Genomic DNA, 18,546 nt, shown 5'->3' with positions numbered 1-18,546 from the left:
AAACCGTTTCGTACACACTAGTGCTCGAGACGCTGCCGCGCGTGCCTTTCCTCACGCCGGGCGACCTCCAGGCGGTGGCGGCTGTCGTCGAGCCTCCCTCGCGCCTTGGCCAGCTTCCCCTCCAGCCTGGAGACCTTCTCCGCGCGCTCGTCGTGCTCCTTCTGGGCCTGTTCGAGCGCCTGGCGCCACTCCTCGTACGCGGCCTGCGCCTCCTGGCGCTCCCTGGCCCCCCTGGCCTCGGCCTCCTCGCGTTCCCTGGCCGCGGCGGCCGCGTCCTCGGGGGTCTTCCTCCGCCGGGCGGGAGGGCGCTCGCGGGTGGCGGGGGCGGGCGCGAAGCCGCTGTAGCTGAGCGGCTTGACCAGATCACCGCGACGCACCTGCTCGGCGGCCTCGGCGTCCACGATCGCGGCGTCCAGCGTCTGGTCCACCTCGGCCGCCGCGGCCGGCGACAGGTCCCCTGCTTGCCTGGCGAGCCTGCTCACCGTGCCGGTCACCGCGCCGCGGCGCTGGGTCAGCTCGGCGAGCGCTTCGGCGTCCTGCTCCTGCCAGGCCGCGCGCAGCCGCTCCCCCACCTCCAGGAGCTCGGTCAGCTCAGCGGGGTGCTCACGGGCGATCCGGTTGACGGCCCAGGCGGAGACCGTCGGCTTGCGCAGTTTCGCGATGTCGCGCGAGAGGCGTACGTCACCCGCGTCCTTGGCCGCGCGCGCCTCGGCCGCGCGGGCGGCGGTGAACTCGGACGGCGGCAACGCGTAGAGGCGGCCGGCCACCTCGTCAAGATCCACACAGGACAAATACCCCACATCCGCGAGTTTGTAGCGCATAGTGGAGGCAGCCCCAGCCGAACGGAGGCCCCCCGGTGTTCGAACGCTTCACCGACCGCGCGCGCAGGGTCGTCGTCCTCGCCCAGGAGGAGGCGCGGACGATGAACCACGACTACATCGGCACCGAGCACATCCTGCTCGGTCTCGTCCACGAGGGCGAGGGCCTGGCCGCGCTGGTGCTCGACAGTTGCGGCGTGGAACTGGCGCACGTACGCGCCTTCGTCGATCGTGAGGTGGGCCACGGCGCCAAGCCGCCCGGCGGGCACATCCCGTTCACGCCGCGCGCCAAGAAGGTCCTGGAGCTGTCGCTGCGGGAGGCGCTGCAACTGCGCCACAACTACATCGGCACCGAGCACATCCTGCTCGGGCTGATCAGGGAGGGCGAGGGGCTGGCCGCCCAGGCGCTCGTGGACTGCGGCGCGGACCTGGCCGACGTACGCCAGCGCCTGCTCGACCGGGTGGGCCGCGGCTCCAAGGAGCGCGCCGGCGAGATGTTCTTCGCCGGCGGCTCCGTGCTGGGCGAGCGGCTCACGCGCATCGAGGAGAGCCTGGAGCGCATCGAGCGGCACCTGGGCATCCGGCCGCGCTCCGAGCGGCCCGAGGCCGGGGAGCAGGGCGAGGAGGGCCTAGGCTGACACCATCGCGCCGACCGGCAGCCTGGCCTCCATCACCCCTGGGTCATCGGTGTACGCGAGCGTGGCGCCGAGGGAGACCAGCAGCCGCCGCATCCTCATGTTGTCGGCCAGCATGGTGGCCCTGACCTCGGCGTATCCGAGATCCCGCGCCGAGCGCACCAGCGTCCTGGCCAGCGCCGCACCCAGACCGCGCCCCTGCCACCGATCCTCGACCAGGAAGGCCATCTCCGCGATGCCGGGATCCGGCGTGAACATCAGACTTGCCAGCCCAACGACTTGCCCGTCGTGCCCCGCTACGAGCGAGTTTCCCCTGCTCCTGTCGCACAGCCGGTCGAACATGCGCGCTGGCAGCGCGGGCATGGAGGTGAAGTAGCGGAACCTGCGCGACTCGGGCGAGCACCGGTCGTGCAGGTCGCGTACGGCCTCGCGGTAGATCGAGGTGAGCGGGCGGACCATGACCTCCGCCCCGTCGGCCAGCTTGACCGCGCGCTCGCCGCCGCTCTGCTCGGACGCCGGCTGGGCGAGCCTGGCGAACGCCGCCGCCCTGGCCGCCTCGGTCAGCGTGAACGGCAGGTCCGCGCGGCGCAGCCGGACGGCGCGCCTGGGCGCCACGGGCACGACGAGCAGGGTCGGATCGGGAAGATCGCTCACCGGCTCACCATAGATCCACCTGGCGTCGTCCGCGCGCAGCAGCTCGCCCAGCAGTTCGGGCAGTCGCCAGGGCATCGTGCGCAACCTGGAGGCCAGCAGCAGCGCCCTGGTGGGCTCGTCGGTCAGTTCGTGGGCGGTGGCGGGCACCACCTGGACCTCGCGGCCGCCGGCCGCCTCCAGGGCCTCACGCACGGTCTCGGGGTTGGCGGGGATGTCGGCCACGAACTCGTCAACGGTGCCGTCGGTGTCGGACTGAACGCTCAGGCCCAGGATGTTGCCGCCCCTGTCGGCCAGGGCCGCGGCGAGGGAGGCCAGCCGGCCGGGTCGCTCGTCCACTGTGGTGCGGATGCGCAAGAATCCCATGCGCACAAGCATGCCTGGCAGCTGTTACGCGACCGCTAACGACGTGTTTCATCGCGTATTTCGTCGTAGGATGCGGCTGCTTATGCCGATATAGGAGGATATGTCACTATGAACGTGCGTGTCCCCCTGTCGTCCAGGTTTGTGAACGGCGACGTGTCCTTCTGGTACCGATCCTCGGGCGTGCCCGCCCCCGGTCCCAGGCTCGACGGCGACCTCCAGGCGGACGTCGCCGTCGTCGGCGCCGGTTACACCGGGCTGTGGACCGCGTACTACCTCAAGCGGGCCCGCCCCTCCCTGCGGGTGGTGGTGCTGGAGCAGGAGTTCGCCGGGTTCGGCGCCTCCGGGCGCAACGGCGGCTGGCTCACCGGCGACCTGGCCGGCTCCCACGAGCGCTACGGCGCTGGCGCGCGGTCCCTGCAACGCGCGATGTACACCTCGATCGACGAGGTCATCGCCGTCTGCCAGAAGGAGTCCATCGACTGCGACCTCGTCAAGGGCGGCGTCGTGAACGTGGCCCGCACCCCGTCCCAGGCCGTCAGGCTGCGCGAGAGCGTCGCGTCGTCCCGCGCCTGGGGCATCGAGGAGTCCGACCTGCGCCTGGTCGACCCCGCGGGCCGCGTACGCGTGTCCGGGGCGCTGGCCGCCTCCTGGAGCCCGCACTGCGCCCGCATCCAGCCGGCCAAGCTGGCCCAGGGCCTCGCCAGGACCGTACGCGACCTCGGCGTGGCCATCTACGAGCGCACGCCGGTGACCGCGATCTCCCCGCACCGCGCGGTCACCCCGTACGGCACGGTGTCGGCGGGCCACGTGATCCGCGCCACGGAGGGCTTCACCGCCCGCCTGCCCGGCCTGCGCAGGCAGTGGCTCCCCATGAACAGCTCCATGATCATCACCGAGCCCCTCCCCCAGTCGTTCTGGGACGAGGTGGGCTGGCATGACGCCGAGCTGCTCGGCGACATGGCCCACTACTACATCTACGCCCAGCGCACCGCCGACGACCGCATCGCGTTCGGCGGCCGCGGCCGCCCCTACCTGTACGGCTCCCGCGTCGACGCCCGCGGCCACACCCACGAGTGGACGGTGGAGGCGCTGTGGGGGCTGCTGACCGAGTTCTTCCCCGCCGCCCGCTCGTCCTCGGTCGCGCACGCCTGGTCGGGCGTGCTGGGGGTGCCGCGCGACTGGTGCTCGGCCGTTCACGTGGACCCCGCCACCGGGCTGGGCTGGGCGGGCGGCTACACGGGCCACGGGGTCACCACCACGAACCTGGCGGGCCGTACCCTGCGCGACCTGATCCTCGGCGAGGAGACGGAGCTGACGTCGCTTCCGTGGGTGGGCCGCAAGGTCCGCTCCTGGGAGCCCGAGCCGCTGCGGTGGCTCGGGGTGCACACGATGTACCGGCTCTACCGGGTGGCCGACCACCGCGAGCGCTCCATGCCGCGCACCTCGGCCCTCGCCCGCTTCGCCGACCTCATCACCGGCCACTGAACACGGGACGCCATCACCGCATCCATCATTGGAGCCCGATTCCTAGACTGGGAGAACCTCATGGACATCCTCTTCCGAGGGGGTCGCGTCTTCGCGCCTGAGGGCGTGGTGGACGCGGCCGTGCTGGTGCGGGAGGGCTTGATCGCCGCGGTGGGCGCGGAGAGGGAGCTGTCGCGCGCGGCCCACGAGACGGTGGACCTGGACGGCGGTCTGCTGACGCCCGGGTTCGTCGACGCGCACATCCATCCGGTCCAAGCGGGACTGGAACGCGCGAAGTGCGACTTGTCCGAACTCTTCGGGCTTGATGCGTACATAACAAAGATCAATGACTATGCCGCGAAAAATCGCGATAAAGAGTGGATTGATGGCGGCGGCTGGGACATGGCGGCATTCCCGGGCGGGTTGCCGCACCGCGAGCAGATCGACTTCCTCGACCGTCCCGTCTACCTGATCCAGCGCGACCACCACGCCGCCTGGGTCAACGGCCGGGCCCTGGAGCGGGCCGGCATCACCAGGGACACCCCTGACCCGGCCGACGGCCGCATCGAGCGCGACGCGTCAGGCGAGCCGACCGGCGTCCTGCATGAGGGCGCGATGGACCTCGTCGGCCTGCTCACCCCGCGCCCCACCACCCAGGACCTCCTGGACGCGCTGGCGGACGCGCAGCGGCACCTGTTCTCGCTGGGCGTCACCGGCTGGCAGGACGCCATCGTGGGGTCGTACGCGGGCTCCGACGACCAGCTGCCCACCTACGTCGAGGCGGCCAGGTCAGGCATGCTGCGGGCGCGCGTGACCGGCGCCCTGTGGTGGGACAGGACGCGGGGGCTCGACCAGATCGAGGACCTGGTGGCGCGCCGGGCCACGGCGGCGGGCCTGGACCGGTTCGCGGCCACGTCGGTCAAGATCATGCAGGACGGCATCACCGAGAACTTCACGGCCGCCACTCTGGAGCCGTACTGCCTGTGCGGGGGCACGGGCCTGTCGTACGTGGATCCGTACAAGCTCAGGGAGTACGTCGCCGAGCTGGACCGGCGCGGCTTCCAGGTGCACTTCCACGCGATCGGCGAGCGGGCGGTGCGCGAGGCCCTGGACAGCCTGGAGGGCACGGATCCTGCCAACCGGCACCACATCGCCCACCTGCAGATCATCGAGCCGTCGGACGTGCCGCGCTTCGCCGCCCTGGGCGTCACGGCCAACCTGCAGCCGCTGTGGGCCACGCACCACGCGCAGATGGACGAGCTGACGCTGCCGTACCTGGGAGAGCGGCGCTCGTCGTGGCAGTATCCGTTCGCTGACCTGCTGGCGCACGGCACGCGGTGCTGCGCGGGCAGCGACTGGCCGGTCTCGGATCCCGACCCGCTGCAGGGCATGCACGTGGCGGTCAACCGCACCGAGCCGGGCGGCTCGGTCCACGCCGGCTACCCGACCGCGCGGACGCCGTTCCTTCCCGGGCAGCGCATCGACCTGGCCACGGCCATGACGGCGTACACGTCGGGCTCGGCCTGGATCAACCGTTCCCCGGCCGGCGCCATCGAGCCGGGCCGGCCCGCGGACCTGGTGGTCCTGGACCGCGACCCGTTCGACCTCCCGCCGGCCGAGATCTGGACCACACGGGTCCGCATGACCTTCGTGGACGGCCTCCCCGTCCACGAGACCCACTGAGCCCCCACCGCCGCTCCAGCACAGGCTGACCGAGGGCGGGAACGGCGAAGGGCCCCGGAGACAGCAGCTCCGGGGCCCTCGCCGACTCGACTACCAGGGGGACTTGTTGTTGCGCAGGCGCTCCAGTGCCTCCTCGAGGATCGCCTTGCCGTCCTTGTCGCTCCTGCGCTCCTTCACATACGCAAGGTGCGTCTTGTACGGCTCGTTCTTGGGCGGGGCAGGCGGTGCCTCCTCGTCCTGTCCGGCTGGGAGGCCGCAACGTGGGCAGTCCCACGTTTCAGGAACCGCCGCATCGCTGGCGAAACTGGGGCGCGTCTCGTGCATGTTGGCGCACCAGAACGAGACCCGCACTCTCGGAGCTGCCTCGCCGCGCTCGGCCTCCCCCATAGGGCCGGCACCGACTCGGCTGCCACGGATCGCGTTGCCACTACCCACGGATGAACTCCTCGCTCGATCGCCCCGCGTAACGACACGGGGGGAGAATCACTGTCACGCGTTAACTTGTTGCTCAGGGCCTCAAGAGCAGCCCGAGAGCGATGATGCAGACCAACCAGATCGAGCCCGTGATGACGGTCAGCCGGTCGAGGTTGCGCTCCACCACCGAGGAACCACCGAAGTTCGACGAGAATCCGCCGCCGAACATGTCAGACAGGCCACCACCCTTGCCCTTGTGGAGCAGGACGAGCAGGATCATGAGAAGGCTCGCCAGGATGAGGGCGATAGAGATTCCGAGTTCCACGGTATGCCTGTTCCTTCAATGCTCTGTTACGCGTGACGATTCAGACTTGCTTCTTGAGGGTACGGCCTGGTGTCAAGTCGCACCCCCAGAACGACTCAGTTAGCCGGGCATATCGGAGAAACGGCAGATCTTCGTGAACTCCCCGGCGTTGATACTGGCACCGCCCACGAGCGCGCCATCGACATCCGGCTGAGCCATGATCCCTGCGATATTGCCTGACTTGACCGAGCCACCGTAAAGGATACGGACGGCAGAGGCCACTTCGGGGTCGTAGAGCTCGGCGAGTCTCACTCGCAGTGCTCCGCAGACCTCCTGGGCGTCCTCAGGGGTGGCCACCTCGCCGGTGCCGATCGCCCACACCGGTTCGTAGGCCACCACTATCGATTTTGCCTGCTCCGCTGTGATTTTGCGCAGGGCGCCGTCGAGTTGGCCGAGACTGTGCGCGATGTGGCCACCCTCTTGGCGCACCGCGAGCCCCTCTCCCAGGCAGAGGATCGGGGTCAGCGAGTGCCGGTAGGCGGCCTGGACCTTGGCGTTGACCAGGTCCTCGTCCTCGCCGTGATACTGCCGCCGCTCGGAGTGGCCGACCGTGACATAGGTGCAACCGAGCTTGGCCAGCATGACTCCGGACACGTCGCCGGTGTAGGCGCCGCCGTCGTGCTGGGACAGGTCCTGGGCGCCGTACACGATCCTGAGCTTGTCGCCGTCGATCAGCGTCTGCACGCTGCGCAGGTCGGTGAACGGCGGCAGGACGGCGACGTCGACCTTGTTGAAGTCCTTGTCGCCCAGCGCGAAGGCCAGCTGCTGGACCAGCTTGATGGCCTCGAAGTGGTTGAGGTTCATCTTCCAGTTGCCCGCGATGAGCGGCTTACGCGTCGTCATCGGTTTCTCACCGCTCCTCGTCGATTGCCGCGCCGGGGTCGCTCCATGTCGTCAACTCACTCCTCCAGGGCGGCGAGTCCGGGGAGGGACTTACCCTCAAGATATTCGAGGCTGGCGCCGCCACCGGTGGAGATGTGCGAAAAACTATCCTCGGGCAGGCCGAACTTCCTGATCGCGGCGCCCGAGTCGCCACCGCCCACCACGGTGTAGCCGCCGGAGCCGATCAGCGCCTCGGCCACCGCCCTGGTGCCGCCCGCGAACGCGTCGAACTCGAACACGCCCATCGGCCCGTTCCAGAACACCGTACGGGCATCCGCCAGCTTGGCGGCGAACAACTCGCGCGTCCTGGGCCCGATGTCGAGCCCCTCTCGGTCGGCCGGGATCGCGGTGGCCTCGACCACCTCGTGCTCGGCGCCGGGGTCGAAGTGGGTCGCGGCCAGCACGTCGACCGGCAGCACCAGCTCCACGCCGCGCTCCGCCGCGTCCTGGATGAAGCCCCGCACCTGGTCGACCTGGTCTTCCTGGAGCATCGACCGGCCTACCTCGTGACCCTGGGCCTTGAGGAAGGTGTAGGTCATGCCGCCGCCGATCAGCAGCCGGTCGACCTTGGTCAGCAGGTTGGCGATGACGCCGAGCTTGTCGGAGACCTTCGCGCCGCCCAGCACGACCACGTAGGGCCGCTCGGGCTTCTCCGTCAGCGTCCTCAGCACCTCCACCTCGGCCACGACGAGCCCGCCCGCCGCGTGCGGCAGCAGCTTGGGCACGTCGTAGACGCTGGCGTGCTTGCGGTGCACCGCGCCGAAGCCGTCGCCCACGTAGAGCTCAGCCAGCCCGGCCAGCTTCTGCGCGAACGCGGACCGCTCGGCGTCGTCCTTGGACTCCTCGCCCGGCTCGTAGCGGAGGTTCTCCAGCAGCGCCACCTGGCCGTCCTGGAGCGACTCGACCACGGCCACGGCACTGTCGCCCACCACGTCGGCGGCGCAGGCCACGTCCTGTCCGAGCAACTCGCCGAGCCGCGCGGACACCGGCTTGAGTGAGTATTTCGGGTTGACCTGGCCCTTGGGCCGGCCCAGGTGGGCGCAGACCACGACCTTGGCGCCCCGGCCGGTCAGCGCCTTGATGGTCGGCACCGACGCGCGGATGCGTCCGTCGTCGGTGATCGTCTCCCCGTCGAGGGGAACGTTGAGGTCGGCGCGCACGAGCACGCGCCGCCCCTTCACATCGAGATCGTCGAGCGTGCGCATGCTCATGCTCCTGTTGCAGTATTCATGGCCTCACTCCGTGAGGCTGGCCCGGTCGCCAAATGCCGCCGCCTTCCTCCGTCGCTCTGGTCGCTTCGCTCCCGGCGCTCCTCCTCCAGACGACGGCACTCCCTCACCTGTCCATGGCCTCACGCCGTGAGGCCGGCTCGGTCGCCACAATGCCGCCGCCTTCGGGCGTCGCTACGGTGGCAACGCTCCTGGCGACGGCACTTCGCCGGATGATGCCCGGGACCCGTGGCGCCCGCGCCGGGGGTCAGAGGTCGCGGCCCACCAGCTCGATCAGGTCGGCGATGCGGTTGGAGTAGCCCCACTCGTTGTCGTACCAGCCGACGACCTTGACCTGGTTGCCGATGACCTTCGTCAGACCGGAGTCGAAGATGCAGGAGGCGGGGTCGGTGACGATGTCGGAGGAGACGATCTCGTCCTCGGTGTAGCTGATGATGCCCTTGAGCGGGCCATCGGCGGCGGCCTTGACCGCGGCGTTGACCTCGTCCACCGTGACGTCCCGGCCGAGGTCGACGGTCAGGTCGGTGGCCGAGCCCGTGGGGATCGGCACGCGCATGGCGAAGCCGTCGAGCTTGCCCTTGAGCTCGGGCAGGACCAGGCCGATGGCCTTGGCGGCGCCGGTGGAGGTGGGCACCACGTTGAGCGCGGCGGCGCGGGCGCGGCGCAGGTCCTTGTGCGGGCCGTCCTGCAGGTTCTGGTCCTGCGTGTAGGCGTGGATGGTGGTCATCAGACCCTTCTCGATGGTGAAGGTGTCGTGCAGGACCTTGGCCATCGGCGCCAGGCAGTTGGTGGTGCAGGAGGCGTTGGAGATGATCGTGTGGCTGGCGGGGTCGTAGGCCGTGTCGTTGACGCCCATCACGATCGTGACGTCCTCGTTCTTCGCCGGAGCGGAGATGATGACCTTCTTCGCGCCGTTGTCGGCGTGCACCTTGGCCTTGGTGGCGTCGGTGAACAGCCCGGTCGACTCCAGCACGACATCGACGCCGAGCTCACCCCACGGCAGCTTGCCCGGGTCACGCTCCGCGAAGACCTTGATCGACTTGCCGTCGACCGTGATCTCGTCGCTCGTGGCCTTGACCTCGTAGGGCAGCCGGCCAAGGATGCTGTCGTACTTCAGCAGGTGCGCGAGCGTCGCGTTGTCGGTCAGGTCGTTGACCGCGACGATCTCGATGTCCTTGCCACTGGCGGCGACGGCGCGCCAGAAGTTGCGACCGATGCGGCCGAAGCCGTTGACGCCTACGCGAATGCTCACGGGAACCGATCTCCTCGAACAGATGGCGGGCTGGAACCTCAACCACGAACCTTATCGGACTCAAATTGGTTTAGACCACTTCAGCCCCCGCACTGTGAATCGCCGTTCCGGAGACACATTTTGCGAGGTTCGAGTAAAGTGCCCGACTCGTCGGAGTAAATCCGTGCATTTCTGGGGGATGAGATGTCACATAACCGGTCGGGCCTGGTCGCGGGCCTGATCAGCGGGGTCGTCGCCATGCTCGTCGGCGCGACCGTCGTCGGCTCGGCGATCTACTTTCAGGACCGCCTGCCGGCGGTCATGTGGAGCGGCGACGGGATACCGCTCCTCACCGCTCTCGGCCTCGTGACCGGCCTGATGGTCGCGCTGGCGGTGAGTCTCGTACGGCCAGGCGGCCTGACGGTGCCGTTGATGGCGGCGATCCTCGGCGGCGGGGGCGTCGCGGCGGGCTTCGTCGGAGGCGTGGCGGCGTCCAGGATGGCGTTCGCGGGGGACGCGATCGGCGCCTTCCCGAGGATCTTCGTGGCCGCGTCCTCGATCCTCACGCAGGGCTTCGACCAAACCTGGCCGCTCTGGCTCTCCACAGGCGTGGCCGCCCTGGCCGCACTCGTACTGGTCGCCCTGCGCGTACGCCGCGTACGCCGCGCCCGCGAGGAGCCCGCGAAGTCACCGGAAAAGGAGGACACCCCGGACTACCGCGCACCATTCGAACCCGCCCAGCAACCCACAGCCGACCTCTTCACCCCCCGCAAGCCCACCCGCGGCTAACCCACAGGGACCTCACCTAGCACGATCGACCCACAAGGCCACCCAGCATCCATGGCCGGCACCCGGCGCCGACGCCCGTACGATTCGGACGACGACACCGGGCCGGCAAGTGAACACCGCTTCAACAAGTGCCAGGAAACCCCGGACCCGGCCAAGGATGCGCGTCGTCACGGCGACCAGCCCGTGAGCCTTCACGACCGGCCATGACAGACGGCCCCCCCACGTCGGCGCGTGCGGCCCACCGCGCCGGCGTAAAAAATCAAGACCCCCATCACACCGGGCAACACCGACGACAGACAGCCACCCCACCAGCACGTCGGGCCCCACCCACGCAAAGCACTGGCTACGGGGCGAGCATGTCGACGGTAAGGTTCGCTTCGGTATTGGGGATGCCCAGGTCGGAGGCTCGTTTGTCGGCCATTGCCAGGAGTCGCCGGATGCGCCCCGCGATCGCGTCCTTGGTCAGCGGCGGGTCGGCGATCTGCCCCAACTCCTCCAGCGACGCCTGCTTGTGCTCCACCCGCAGCCGCCCGGCCACCACCAGATGCTCGGGCGCCTCGTCCCCGAGGATCTCCAGCGCCCGCTGCACCCGCGCCCCCGCCGCCACCGCCGCACGGGCGGAGCGCCGCAGGTTGGCGTCGTCGAAGTTGGCCAGCCGGTTGGCGGTGGCCCGCACCTCGCGGCGCATCCGGCGCTCCTCCCAGGCCAGGACGCTGTCATGCGCCCCCAGCCGGGTGAGCAGCGCGCTGATCGCGTCGCCGTCGCGCACCACGACCCGGTCCACGCCGCGCACCTCGCGCGCCTTGGCGTGGATCTTCAGCCGCCGCGCCGAGCCGACGAGCGCCAGTGCCGCCTCCGGCCCCGGGCAGGTGACCTCGAGCGACATCGAGCGCCCCGGCTCGGTCAGCGAGCCGTGCGCCAGGAAGGCGCCGCGCCAGGCGGCCTCGGCGTCGCAGGAGGCGCCCGCCACCACCTGACGGGGCAGGCCGCGCACCGGGCGGCCGTGGTTGTCGATGAGACCCGTCTGCCGGGCCAGCGCCTCACCGTCGCGGTAGACGCGCACCACGTAGCGCGAGCCCTTGCGCAGCCCGGCGGGCGCGAGTACGAGCACCTCGGCCTTGTGGCCGAACACCTCTCCGATGTCCTTGATCAGCCGCCGTGCGGTGGCGTTGGTGTCGAGCTCCGCCTCGATCACGATGCGCCCGCCCACCAGGTGCAGGCCGCTGGCGAACCGCAGCAGCGTGGAAACCTCCGCCTTGCGGCAGCACGGCTTCAGCACCGGCAGGCGGCTCAATTCGTCCTTCACCACACCTGTCATCGCCATAAGCGTGAGTCCTCTCCCCCATTCAGACCGGCTCCCGTCAGTCTCTCGCACCTTCGCACCGCGCCGACCAGGATCAACGCTTCTGGAGGAAAATCTCGTCCAGGACCGAGGCAAGACGTCGTGGGTCATGCTTCGGCGAGCCGTCACCGGCCGCCACGTCGGCCATGACAAGCCGCGCGCCGAGCGCGGCGGCGGCCTTCTCCAGCGCGCCGGGGTCGTCGACGATCCCGGTGTCGGCGAGTACGACGTCGATCGACAGATCGGGAGCGTGCTGCCTGAGCACCTCCAGATGCTGCTGGGGGGAGAAGTCGTCGGTCTCGCCCGGCTGGGGCGCCAGATTGAGCGTGACCAGCCGCCTGGCCCTGGTCTCGTGCAGCGCCCTGGCCAACTCGGGCACCTTGAGATGCGGCAACACGCTGGTGAACCATGATCCCGGCCCGAACACCACCCAGTCGGCCTCCCGCACCGCCGCGACCGCCTCGGGCCGCGCCGGCGGGTCTTCTGGCACCAGGGAGATCGCCTGCACCCGGCCGGGCGTCAGGGCGCACGCCACCTGCCCGCGTACGGTCGAGACGACGCCGTCCAGCTCCACCTCGGCGACGATGTCGAGCGGCACCGAGGCCATCGGCAGCACTCTGCCGTGCGCGCCCAGCAGCCGGCCGACCCAGTCGAGCCCGGCCACGGGGTCGCCGAGCAACTCCCACAGCGCCACGATCAGCAGGTTGCCGACGGCGTGCCCGTGCAGCTCGCCCTCGCTGCGGAAACGGTGCTGCACGACCTCGCTCCAGGTGCTGCCCCACTCGTCGTCGCCGCACAGCGCGGCCAGCGCCATCCGCAGGTCGCCGGGAGGCAGCACGCCGAGCTCGCGGCGCAGCCGTCCGCTGGACCCGCCGTCGTCGGCGACGGTCACCACGGCGGTCAGCCGGTCGGTGACGACCCGTAAGGCCGACAGGGACGCGAACAGCCCGTGCCCGCCGCCCAGCGCGACCACACGCGGCCCGAATCCGGGGTGCGTCCCGCTGACGGCGAACGGCCCGTCACTCAGGTAGGTGGCGCCTGCGTCGAAGCCCTCATCGGTCACTCCCGCCCCACATCCCGGTGGCTCACCTGGACCTCCATCCCGCGGTCGCGCAGGCGGGCGGCGACCTGCTCGGCCATGGCCACGCTGCGGTGCTTGCCGCCCGTGCAGCCCACCGCCAGCGTGGCGTAGCTCTTGCCCTCGCGCGCATACCCGGCGGCGACCACCTGCAGGACCTCTTCGTACGCGTCGAGGAACTCCTTGGCCCCCGGCTGACCCAGCACGTAGTCGCGGACGGCGGTGTCGAGCCCGTTCATCGGCCGCAGCTCGGGCACCCAGTGGGGGTTGGGCAGGAACCGGCAGTCGACGACGAGGTCGGCGTCGACCGGCAGTCCGTACTTGAATCCGAACGACACCACGTTGAGCCGCAGCCCCGGCCGGTCCTCCCCGCCGAAGTACGCGACGATCTTGCCACGCAGGTCGTGGACGTTGTGCGAGGAGGTGTCGATCACCAGGTCGGCGTTGGCCCTGACCTCGCGCAGGATGCCCCGCTCGCGGGTGATCCCGTCGACCAGCCGCCCTTCGCCCTGCAGCGGATGCGGCCTGCGGACGTTTTCGAACCTGCGTACCAGCTCCTCGTCACTGGCCTCGAGAAACACCACCCGCACCCGCACGCCGCGCCCTTCGAGCTCCTCGATGGCCGCGTTGAGGTCGGTGGTGAAGGCCAGGCTGCGCACGTCGACGACGGCCGCTACCTTGTCCGCGGCCAGCTTGACCTTGCCCGCCTCTTCCGCCATCGCGAACAGCAGCCCGGGCGGCAGGTTGTCGATGACGAACCAGCCCAGGTCCTCGAGCGCTTTGGCCGCGGTGCTGCGCCCCGCCCCGGACATGCCGGTGACGATGACGAACGCCGGGTCGGTGCTCATCGTCTCACTCCGTCCATCACCATGGGCACCGGTGCCGCCCCACGGATGCTCATCTCAACGCCCTCTCCGGCCGGTGCCATCCGCCGGCGACGCACTCGAGACGCCGGTTGATCACCCGCCATGCCACCCGGGCACGGCCGCCGCCCCGCGGACTCCGCCTGGTCATCGCGGCACCACCCACCATAGCCGAGCCGCCAGGCGCGACCCGCCCATGCCGCCGCGAGCGAACAACGCTCCTGGCGAGGTCACGGCGAGTCCCCCTTGAGCGTGGACACGATGGTCTCGGCGAGGGACGGGCCGATGCCGGGCACCTCGCAGATCTCGGCGGACGTGGCCGCGCGCAGCTTCTTCACCGAGCCGAAGTGCTTGAGCAGCGCCTGCCTGCGTGCCGGGCCGAGCCCGGGAACGCCGTCGAGCGCGCTCTCCTTCACCGTCTTCGACCTCTTGGAACGATGGTAGGTGATGGCGAACCTGTGTGCCTCGTCCCGCACGCGCTGCAGCAGGTAGAGGCCTTCGCTCGACCTGGACATGATCACCGGCTGGTCGTCGCCGGGCAACCACACCTCCTCCAGCCGCTTGGCCAGCCCGCACACGGCCACGTCGTCGACGCCGAGTTCGTCGAGCGCCCGCTGAGCGGCCGCCGCCTGCGGCCCCGCGCCGTCGACCACGACCAGGTTGGGCGGGTAGGCGAACTTGCGCGGCTTGCCGGTCTCGGGGTCGATGGGTCCGTGGCCGTCCTCGTCGTCGGGTGCCAGCTCGCCGGTGGCCGAGCGTTCCTCCAGGTAACGGCGGAACCGCCGGAGGATCACCTCGTGGATCGAGGCGACGTCGCCTTCCTTGGTCTTGACGGCGAAGCGCCGGTATTCGCTCTTGCGCGCCAGGCCGTCCTCGAACACCACCATCGACGCCACGACGTTTTCGCCCTGCAGGTGGGAGACGTCGTAGCACTCGATGCGCAGCGGCGCCTGATCGAGCTCCAGCGCGTCGGCGATCTCCTGCAACGCCTTGCTCCGCGTGGTCAGGTCGCTCGCCCTGCGGACCTTGTGCTGCGCGAGCGACTCCTTGGCGTTGCGCTCGACGGTCTCCATCAGCGAGCGCTTGTCGCCGCGCTGCGGCACGCGGACCTCGACGCGGGCGCGCCGCTGCTCCGACAGCAGTTCGATGACGGCGTCGTTGTCGGGCGGCAGCGCGGGCACGAGCACCTCGCGCGGCATCGACTCGGCGCCCGCCTCGGCGTACATCTGCAGCAGGAACTGCTCGACCAGCTGGCCCGGCGTGGTCTCCTCGATCTTGTCGACCACCCACCCGCGCTGGCCGCGGATGCGGCCGCCGCGCACGTAGAAGACCTGCACGGCGGCTTCGAGCGGATCCTCGGCCAGCGCGATCACGTCGGCGTCGGTGGCGTCCCCGAGCACGACCGCCTGCTTCTCCAGGGCGCGCTGGAGCGCCTGGATGTCGTCGCGCAGCCGGGCCGCCCGCTCGTATTCCTGCTCACCGGCCGCGTCGCGCATGTCCTTCTCCAGCCGTTTGATGAACCGGCTGGAGTTGCCCGCCATGAAGTCGCAGAAGTCTTCGGCCAGGTCGCGGTGCTCCTCCGGGGTGACCCGGCCGACGCAGGGCGCCGAGCACTTGTCGATGTAGCCGAGCAGGCAGGGGCGGCCGATCTGCCCGGCCCGCTTGAACACCCCCGCGCTGCACGTGCGTACGGGGAAGACCCGCAGCAGCAGGTCGACCGTCTCACGAATGGCCCAAGCGTGCGAGTAGGGCCCGAAATAGCGGGTGCCCTTGCGCTTGGCCCCGCGCATGACCTGCACGCGCGGGAAGTCCTCCCCCATGGTGACCGCGAGATAGGGATAGGACTTGTCGTCGCGGTATTTCACGTTGAAGCGCGGGTCGAACTCCTTGATCCAGGAGTATTCGAGCTGCAGCGCCTCGACCTCGGTGCCGACGACGGTCCAGTCGACGTCGGCGGCCGTGGTCAGCATCGACTGCGTGCGCGGGTGAAGCGCGGAGAAGTCGGCGAAGTACGAGTTGAGCCGCTGACGCAGGCTCTTCGCCTTGCCCACGTAGATCACCCGGCCGTGCGCGTCCCTGAACCGGTAGACCCCGGGGGAATCGGGGATCGATCCCGGCTTGGGCCGGAAACTCAAGGTGCTGCCCGCTGATCTCGCCACATTCAAAGCCTAGTAGCCCGCACCGACAAGGTGGCCCGCCGCGCCTTGCACCGGGCACGACGGGGTCCTCACCCTGTCACAACAGGCATCACGGCAGTCCCGGCGAACACCACGTCCACCGGCCTGACGAGCCCCATCACTACGCGAGCATGATCTGGTCGCCCTCGACCGTGATCTGCTGCTCCGGCAGCGGCTTCTCGGCGGGCCCGCCGGCCACCGCGCCGTCGGCGATGCCGAACTTGCTGCCGTGGCACGGACAGTTGATCGTCCCGTCGGCGACGTCGCCCACCGTGCACCCCTTGTGCGTGCAGACGGCGCTGAACGCCTTGAACTCGCCCGACGTGGGCTGTGTGACCACGATCTTCTGATCCTTGAAGACCATGCCGCCGCCGACGGGGACGTCGGCGGTGCTGCCCAGCGCGCCACCGGCCTGCGGCGCACTCGACTCCGGCGCGCTCGACTCCGGTGCGCTGGACTCCGGTGCGCTCGATCCGGCGGTGCCGGCGGGCTGTGCGGTGTCGGTACTGCCGCCGCAGGCCGTGAGCGTCAGGGCCAGGCCACCCGCCCCAACGGTCGCGAACACTGTCCGGCGGCTTCGAAGGTCATCATCCATGCGGCTCACCCAATCGTACGTGGGTGAGAAATCCATGAGATAAACACTAAATCAGCCTGATCTTGCCGCCGTCGACCTCGATCTCCTTCTCCTCGAGCGGGTCGCTCGCGGGACCGTTCGCGACCGAGCCGTCCTCGATCTTGAACTTGCTGCCATGGCACGGACAGTTGATCGCCCCGTTCGAGACGCTGGCGACCGTGCACCCACTGTGCGTGCAGACGGCGGTGAACGCCTTGAACTCGCCCTCCACCGGCTGGGTGACGACGACCTTCTGGCCCTCGAACACCCTGCCGCCGCCCGACGGGATGTCGCTGGTGTCGGCCAGCGCCTTGGGCTTCTTCGCGCTCTTCTTCTTCGGGGCGTCGGACGACGGTTCCTCATTCTGCGGCGCCGCGTTCGCCTCCGACGTCGGCGAACCGTAGCTCGCGCACGCCGTCAGAACCGCCGCCAGTCCGGCGCCTCCAGCACTGACGACCAGCGTCCGGCGCGTCGTTTCCGTCATGGTGCGTCCTCCCAGGATCGTTTCAACTTCAGGTACGGCCAGCGCCCTCGCGCCGGTTCAGCCTGGCTGAGCCAAATCCCGGTGACTACGCACAATTACCTGTTCACACCACCACGATGCCGTCGCCCTCGACCCTGACCTGGAAGGAGGCCAGCGGGGCGGTGGCCGGGCCCTTGGTCGCCGCGCCGCTGTCGGCGGCGAACTCGCTGCCGTGGCAGGCGCACCTGATGGTGTTGTCCTTCGGCGTGCCTACCGCGCAACCCTTGTGCGTGCAGATCGAGCTGAACGCCTTGTAGACGCCCTGCGCGGGCTGCGTCACCACGACTTTCATGTCCTCGACCAGCAGGCCACCGCCCACGGGCACGTCGGCCGTCTTGGCGATGACCTTGCCCTTGATGCCGGGCGCCTTCGTCTCGCTCGCGCCGCATCCCGCGAGCGCCAGTCCGCACGCCGCGATCCCGGCCGCCCCCAGCGCCTCACGCCGTCCCACCCCATCGGTGGACCCGTTTCCGGGCATGGCTGACCCCCGCTCCGTAACCGTCATGAATTGCCGACCCTCCCCCGGCGCGCTGACCTCCGGCAGGTCAGGCCGTTACCATGAGTCCGATTTTATGGGCGGCACCCCTCGGTCCGGTCAGCGGGTGGTAAGCCCGCGGTCAGCGGCGACGCGCAGCGTGGCGTCGATGACTCTTTCCGCGGCACGGCCGCCCGCAGCCCCGTCCAAGCCGTCCCGGCCTCGCTGGTGGCGCCGTCCCTGGGTGGCGCCGCTGGCGGTGGTGGCGGTCGCGTTCGTCGCGTTCTCCCTGCCGGCCTACGTGTCCATGGACCCGAGCCGGTCGCGGGTGCCTGCCCCGGACTTCTTCCCGCCGCACTTCGTGGTGCTGTCCTCGCACGTCGTCTTCAGGTCCATCGCGATGATCACGTGCTGCCTGCAGATCTGGCCGTGGTTCAGGCAGCGTCATCCGAGGGCGCACCGCCTGATCGGCCGCGTGTACGTCTTCGGCGGCTGCCTCCCCGGCGGCCTGCTGGGCCTGGTGGCAGGCATCGCCACCCCCTTCGGCCCCGTCACGATGGCCAGCAACGTCCTGTTGGCCCTCCTGTGGCTGGGTTGCACGCTGGCCGGCTGGCGGATGGCCAGGCAGCGCAGGTTCGTCGATCATCGCCGGTGGATGGTGCGCAGCTTCGCCCTGACCATGTCCATCATGACCAACCGCCTCTGGGGCGCGGTGTTCACCATCCTGCTCTCGCCGCAGTTGGACACGACGTTCCACGGCGACGAGGCCCTGCTGGCGAGCACGGTGTCGGCCATGGGCGCCTGGCTGGGCTGGGTCCTGCCGCTGCTGCTGGCCGAGTGGTGGCTGGAGCGGCGCGACGCCGCCAAGCGCCGCCGCCCCCGCTCCAGCCGCTGACCCGGCGCCGCCCGCCCGAGGCCCGCACCGCGTCGCTGCGCCTGCTCCGTCCAC

General features: G+C 70.1%; 18 protein-coding genes and 1 pseudogene. 5 read left to right on the top strand and 14 right to left on the bottom strand.

The features are described from left to right. Positions 1-17: 17 nt before the first annotated feature. Positions 18-782, bottom strand: a complete 765-nt coding sequence (locus ITP53_RS28315; protein WP_195898503.1) for a hypothetical protein — start codon at positions 780-782, stop codon at positions 18-20. 74 nt (positions 783-856) lie between these two features. On the opposite strand from ITP53_RS28315, the pseudogene ITP53_RS28310 reads away from it, so the two are divergent. After that, positions 857-1,228 (top strand): annotated as a pseudogene (locus ITP53_RS28310) (Clp protease N-terminal domain-containing protein); the annotation flags it as partial. A 219-nt stretch (positions 1,229-1,447) separates the two neighbouring features. On the opposite strand, the gene ITP53_RS28305 reads toward ITP53_RS28310, so the two are convergent. Next, positions 1,448-2,470 carry a GNAT family N-acetyltransferase gene (locus tag ITP53_RS28305; RefSeq protein ID WP_195898501.1) on the bottom strand — a complete coding sequence of 341 codons (1,023 nt, stop codon included), beginning with the start codon at positions 2,468-2,470 and terminating at the stop codon, positions 1,448-1,450. 108 nt (positions 2,471-2,578) lie between these two features. Here ITP53_RS28305 and ITP53_RS28300 point away from each other — a divergent pair, with 108 nt between their 5' ends. Continuing rightward, a complete protein-coding gene (locus ITP53_RS28300; RefSeq protein WP_195898500.1) occupies positions 2,579-3,955 on the top strand; it encodes an NAD(P)/FAD-dependent oxidoreductase in 1,377 nt (458 codons plus the stop codon). Positions 3,956-4,015: 60 nt separating this feature from the next. Continuing rightward, positions 4,016-5,617 (top strand): amidohydrolase, encoded by a 1,602-nt coding sequence (locus ITP53_RS28295; protein WP_195898499.1) that lies wholly within the window; start codon positions 4,016-4,018, stop codon positions 5,615-5,617. A 90-nt stretch (positions 5,618-5,707) separates the two neighbouring features. Here the strand turns inward: ITP53_RS28295 and ITP53_RS28290 are convergent, their stop codons facing one another. The 5 genes from ITP53_RS28290 to gap all read right to left on the bottom strand — a co-directional run bounded on the left by ITP53_RS28290 (position 5,708) and on the right by gap (position 9,758). Further along, on the bottom strand, positions 5,708-6,052 hold the full coding sequence (locus ITP53_RS28290) for an RNA polymerase-binding protein RbpA (protein WP_103961760.1): 345 nt from the start codon (positions 6,050-6,052) through the stop codon (positions 5,708-5,710). 73 nt (positions 6,053-6,125) lie between these two features. Further along, positions 6,126-6,356: a preprotein translocase subunit SecG gene (gene secG, locus ITP53_RS28285; protein WP_195898498.1), complete on the bottom strand. Its 231-nt coding sequence runs from the start codon at positions 6,354-6,356 to the stop codon at positions 6,126-6,128. Between the two features lie 99 nt (positions 6,357-6,455). Then, positions 6,456-7,238 (bottom strand): triose-phosphate isomerase, encoded by a 783-nt coding sequence (tpiA, locus tag ITP53_RS28280; RefSeq protein WP_195898497.1) that lies wholly within the window; start codon positions 7,236-7,238, stop codon positions 6,456-6,458. Between the two features lie 56 nt (positions 7,239-7,294). Then, positions 7,295-8,482 carry a phosphoglycerate kinase gene (locus ITP53_RS28275; protein ID WP_328816013.1) on the bottom strand — a complete coding sequence of 396 codons (1,188 nt, stop codon included), beginning with the start codon at positions 8,480-8,482 and terminating at the stop codon, positions 7,295-7,297. 271 nt (positions 8,483-8,753) lie between these two features. Then, entirely contained in the window at positions 8,754-9,758 is a 1,005-nt protein-coding gene (gene gap / locus ITP53_RS28270) for a type I glyceraldehyde-3-phosphate dehydrogenase (protein WP_195898495.1), read from the bottom strand. A 183-nt stretch (positions 9,759-9,941) separates the two neighbouring features. Between gap and ITP53_RS28265 the strand changes: the two genes are divergently transcribed. Further along, positions 9,942-10,526, top strand: coding sequence for a hypothetical protein (locus ITP53_RS28265; protein WP_195898494.1), 585 nt, complete (start codon positions 9,942-9,944; stop codon positions 10,524-10,526). A gap of 343 nt (positions 10,527-10,869) precedes the next feature. Here ITP53_RS28265 and whiA read toward each other — a convergent pair whose 3' ends face one another. The 7 genes from whiA to ITP53_RS28230 form a co-directional block, all read right to left on the bottom strand. Next, on the bottom strand, positions 10,870-11,850 hold the full coding sequence (gene whiA / locus ITP53_RS28260) for a DNA-binding protein WhiA (protein WP_043628190.1): 981 nt from the start codon (positions 11,848-11,850) through the stop codon (positions 10,870-10,872). A 73-nt stretch (positions 11,851-11,923) separates the two neighbouring features. After that, complete coding sequence (locus ITP53_RS28255) at positions 11,924-12,841, bottom strand: gluconeogenesis factor YvcK family protein (RefSeq protein WP_195898520.1); 918 nt, start codon at positions 12,839-12,841, stop codon at positions 11,924-11,926. A gap of 86 nt (positions 12,842-12,927) precedes the next feature. Next, positions 12,928-13,794 carry an RNase adapter RapZ gene (gene rapZ / locus ITP53_RS28250; RefSeq protein WP_195898493.1) on the bottom strand — a complete coding sequence of 289 codons (867 nt, stop codon included), beginning with the start codon at positions 13,792-13,794 and terminating at the stop codon, positions 12,928-12,930. Between the two features lie 245 nt (positions 13,795-14,039). Next, entirely contained in the window at positions 14,040-15,968 is a 1,929-nt protein-coding gene (gene uvrC, locus ITP53_RS28245; protein WP_328816007.1) for an excinuclease ABC subunit UvrC, read from the bottom strand. Positions 15,969-16,107: 139 nt separating this feature from the next. Further along, positions 16,108-16,581 carry a Rieske (2Fe-2S) protein gene (locus ITP53_RS28240; protein ID WP_195898492.1) on the bottom strand — a complete coding sequence of 158 codons (474 nt, stop codon included), beginning with the start codon at positions 16,579-16,581 and terminating at the stop codon, positions 16,108-16,110. A 46-nt stretch (positions 16,582-16,627) separates the two neighbouring features. Continuing rightward, positions 16,628-17,083, bottom strand: a complete 456-nt coding sequence (locus ITP53_RS28235) for a Rieske (2Fe-2S) protein (RefSeq protein WP_195898491.1) — start codon at positions 17,081-17,083, stop codon at positions 16,628-16,630. A 103-nt stretch (positions 17,084-17,186) separates the two neighbouring features. Continuing rightward, positions 17,187-17,600, bottom strand: a complete 414-nt coding sequence (locus tag ITP53_RS28230; protein WP_195898490.1) for a Rieske (2Fe-2S) protein — start codon at positions 17,598-17,600, stop codon at positions 17,187-17,189. A 166-nt stretch (positions 17,601-17,766) separates the two neighbouring features. Here ITP53_RS28230 and ITP53_RS28225 point away from each other — a divergent pair, with 166 nt between their 5' ends. After that, positions 17,767-18,492 carry a DUF2306 domain-containing protein gene (locus ITP53_RS28225; protein ID WP_195898489.1) on the top strand — a complete coding sequence of 242 codons (726 nt, stop codon included), beginning with the start codon at positions 17,767-17,769 and terminating at the stop codon, positions 18,490-18,492. Positions 18,493-18,546 lie beyond the last annotated feature (54 nt).

The sequence above is a fragment of the Nonomuraea cypriaca genome (assembly GCF_015645445.1).
Classification (GTDB): Bacteria; Actinomycetota; Actinomycetes; order Streptosporangiales; family Streptosporangiaceae; genus Nonomuraea; species Nonomuraea cypriaca.
The sequence above is the reverse complement of the archived record's forward strand: the minus strand, read 5'-3'. Positions and strand labels throughout refer to the sequence as shown.

Excerpts from the sequence above, each read along its gene's own strand:
- tpiA (WP_195898497.1), bottom strand. The coding sequence starts at position 7,238 with ATGACGACGCGTAAGCCGCTCATCGCGGGCAACTGGAAGATGAACCTC.
- ITP53_RS28300 (WP_195898500.1), top strand. The coding sequence starts at position 2,579 with ATGAACGTGCGTGTCCCCCTGTCGTCCAGGTTTGTGAACGGCGACGTG.
- ITP53_RS28265 (WP_195898494.1), top strand. The coding sequence starts at position 9,942 with ATGTCACATAACCGGTCGGGCCTGGTCGCGGGCCTGATCAGCGGGGTC.
- whiA (WP_043628190.1), bottom strand. The coding sequence starts at position 11,850 with ATGGCGATGACAGGTGTGGTGAAGGACGAATTGAGCCGCCTGCCGGTG.
- ITP53_RS28230 (WP_195898490.1), bottom strand. The coding sequence starts at position 17,600 with ATGCCCGGAAACGGGTCCACCGATGGGGTGGGACGGCGTGAGGCGCTG.
- ITP53_RS28235 (WP_195898491.1), bottom strand. The coding sequence starts at position 17,083 with ATGACGGAAACGACGCGCCGGACGCTGGTCGTCAGTGCTGGAGGCGCC.
- ITP53_RS28275 (WP_328816013.1), bottom strand. The coding sequence starts at position 8,482 with ATGCGCACGCTCGACGATCTCGATGTGAAGGGGCGGCGCGTGCTCGTG.
- ITP53_RS28305 (WP_195898501.1), bottom strand. The coding sequence starts at position 2,470 with ATGGGATTCTTGCGCATCCGCACCACAGTGGACGAGCGACCCGGCCGG.
- rapZ (WP_195898493.1), bottom strand. The coding sequence starts at position 13,794 with ATGAGCACCGACCCGGCGTTCGTCATCGTCACCGGCATGTCCGGGGCG.
- ITP53_RS28295 (WP_195898499.1), top strand. The coding sequence starts at position 4,016 with ATGGACATCCTCTTCCGAGGGGGTCGCGTCTTCGCGCCTGAGGGCGTG.
- ITP53_RS28225 (WP_195898489.1), top strand. The coding sequence starts at position 17,767 with ATGACTCTTTCCGCGGCACGGCCGCCCGCAGCCCCGTCCAAGCCGTCC.
- ITP53_RS28240 (WP_195898492.1), bottom strand. The coding sequence starts at position 16,581 with ATGGATGATGACCTTCGAAGCCGCCGGACAGTGTTCGCGACCGTTGGG.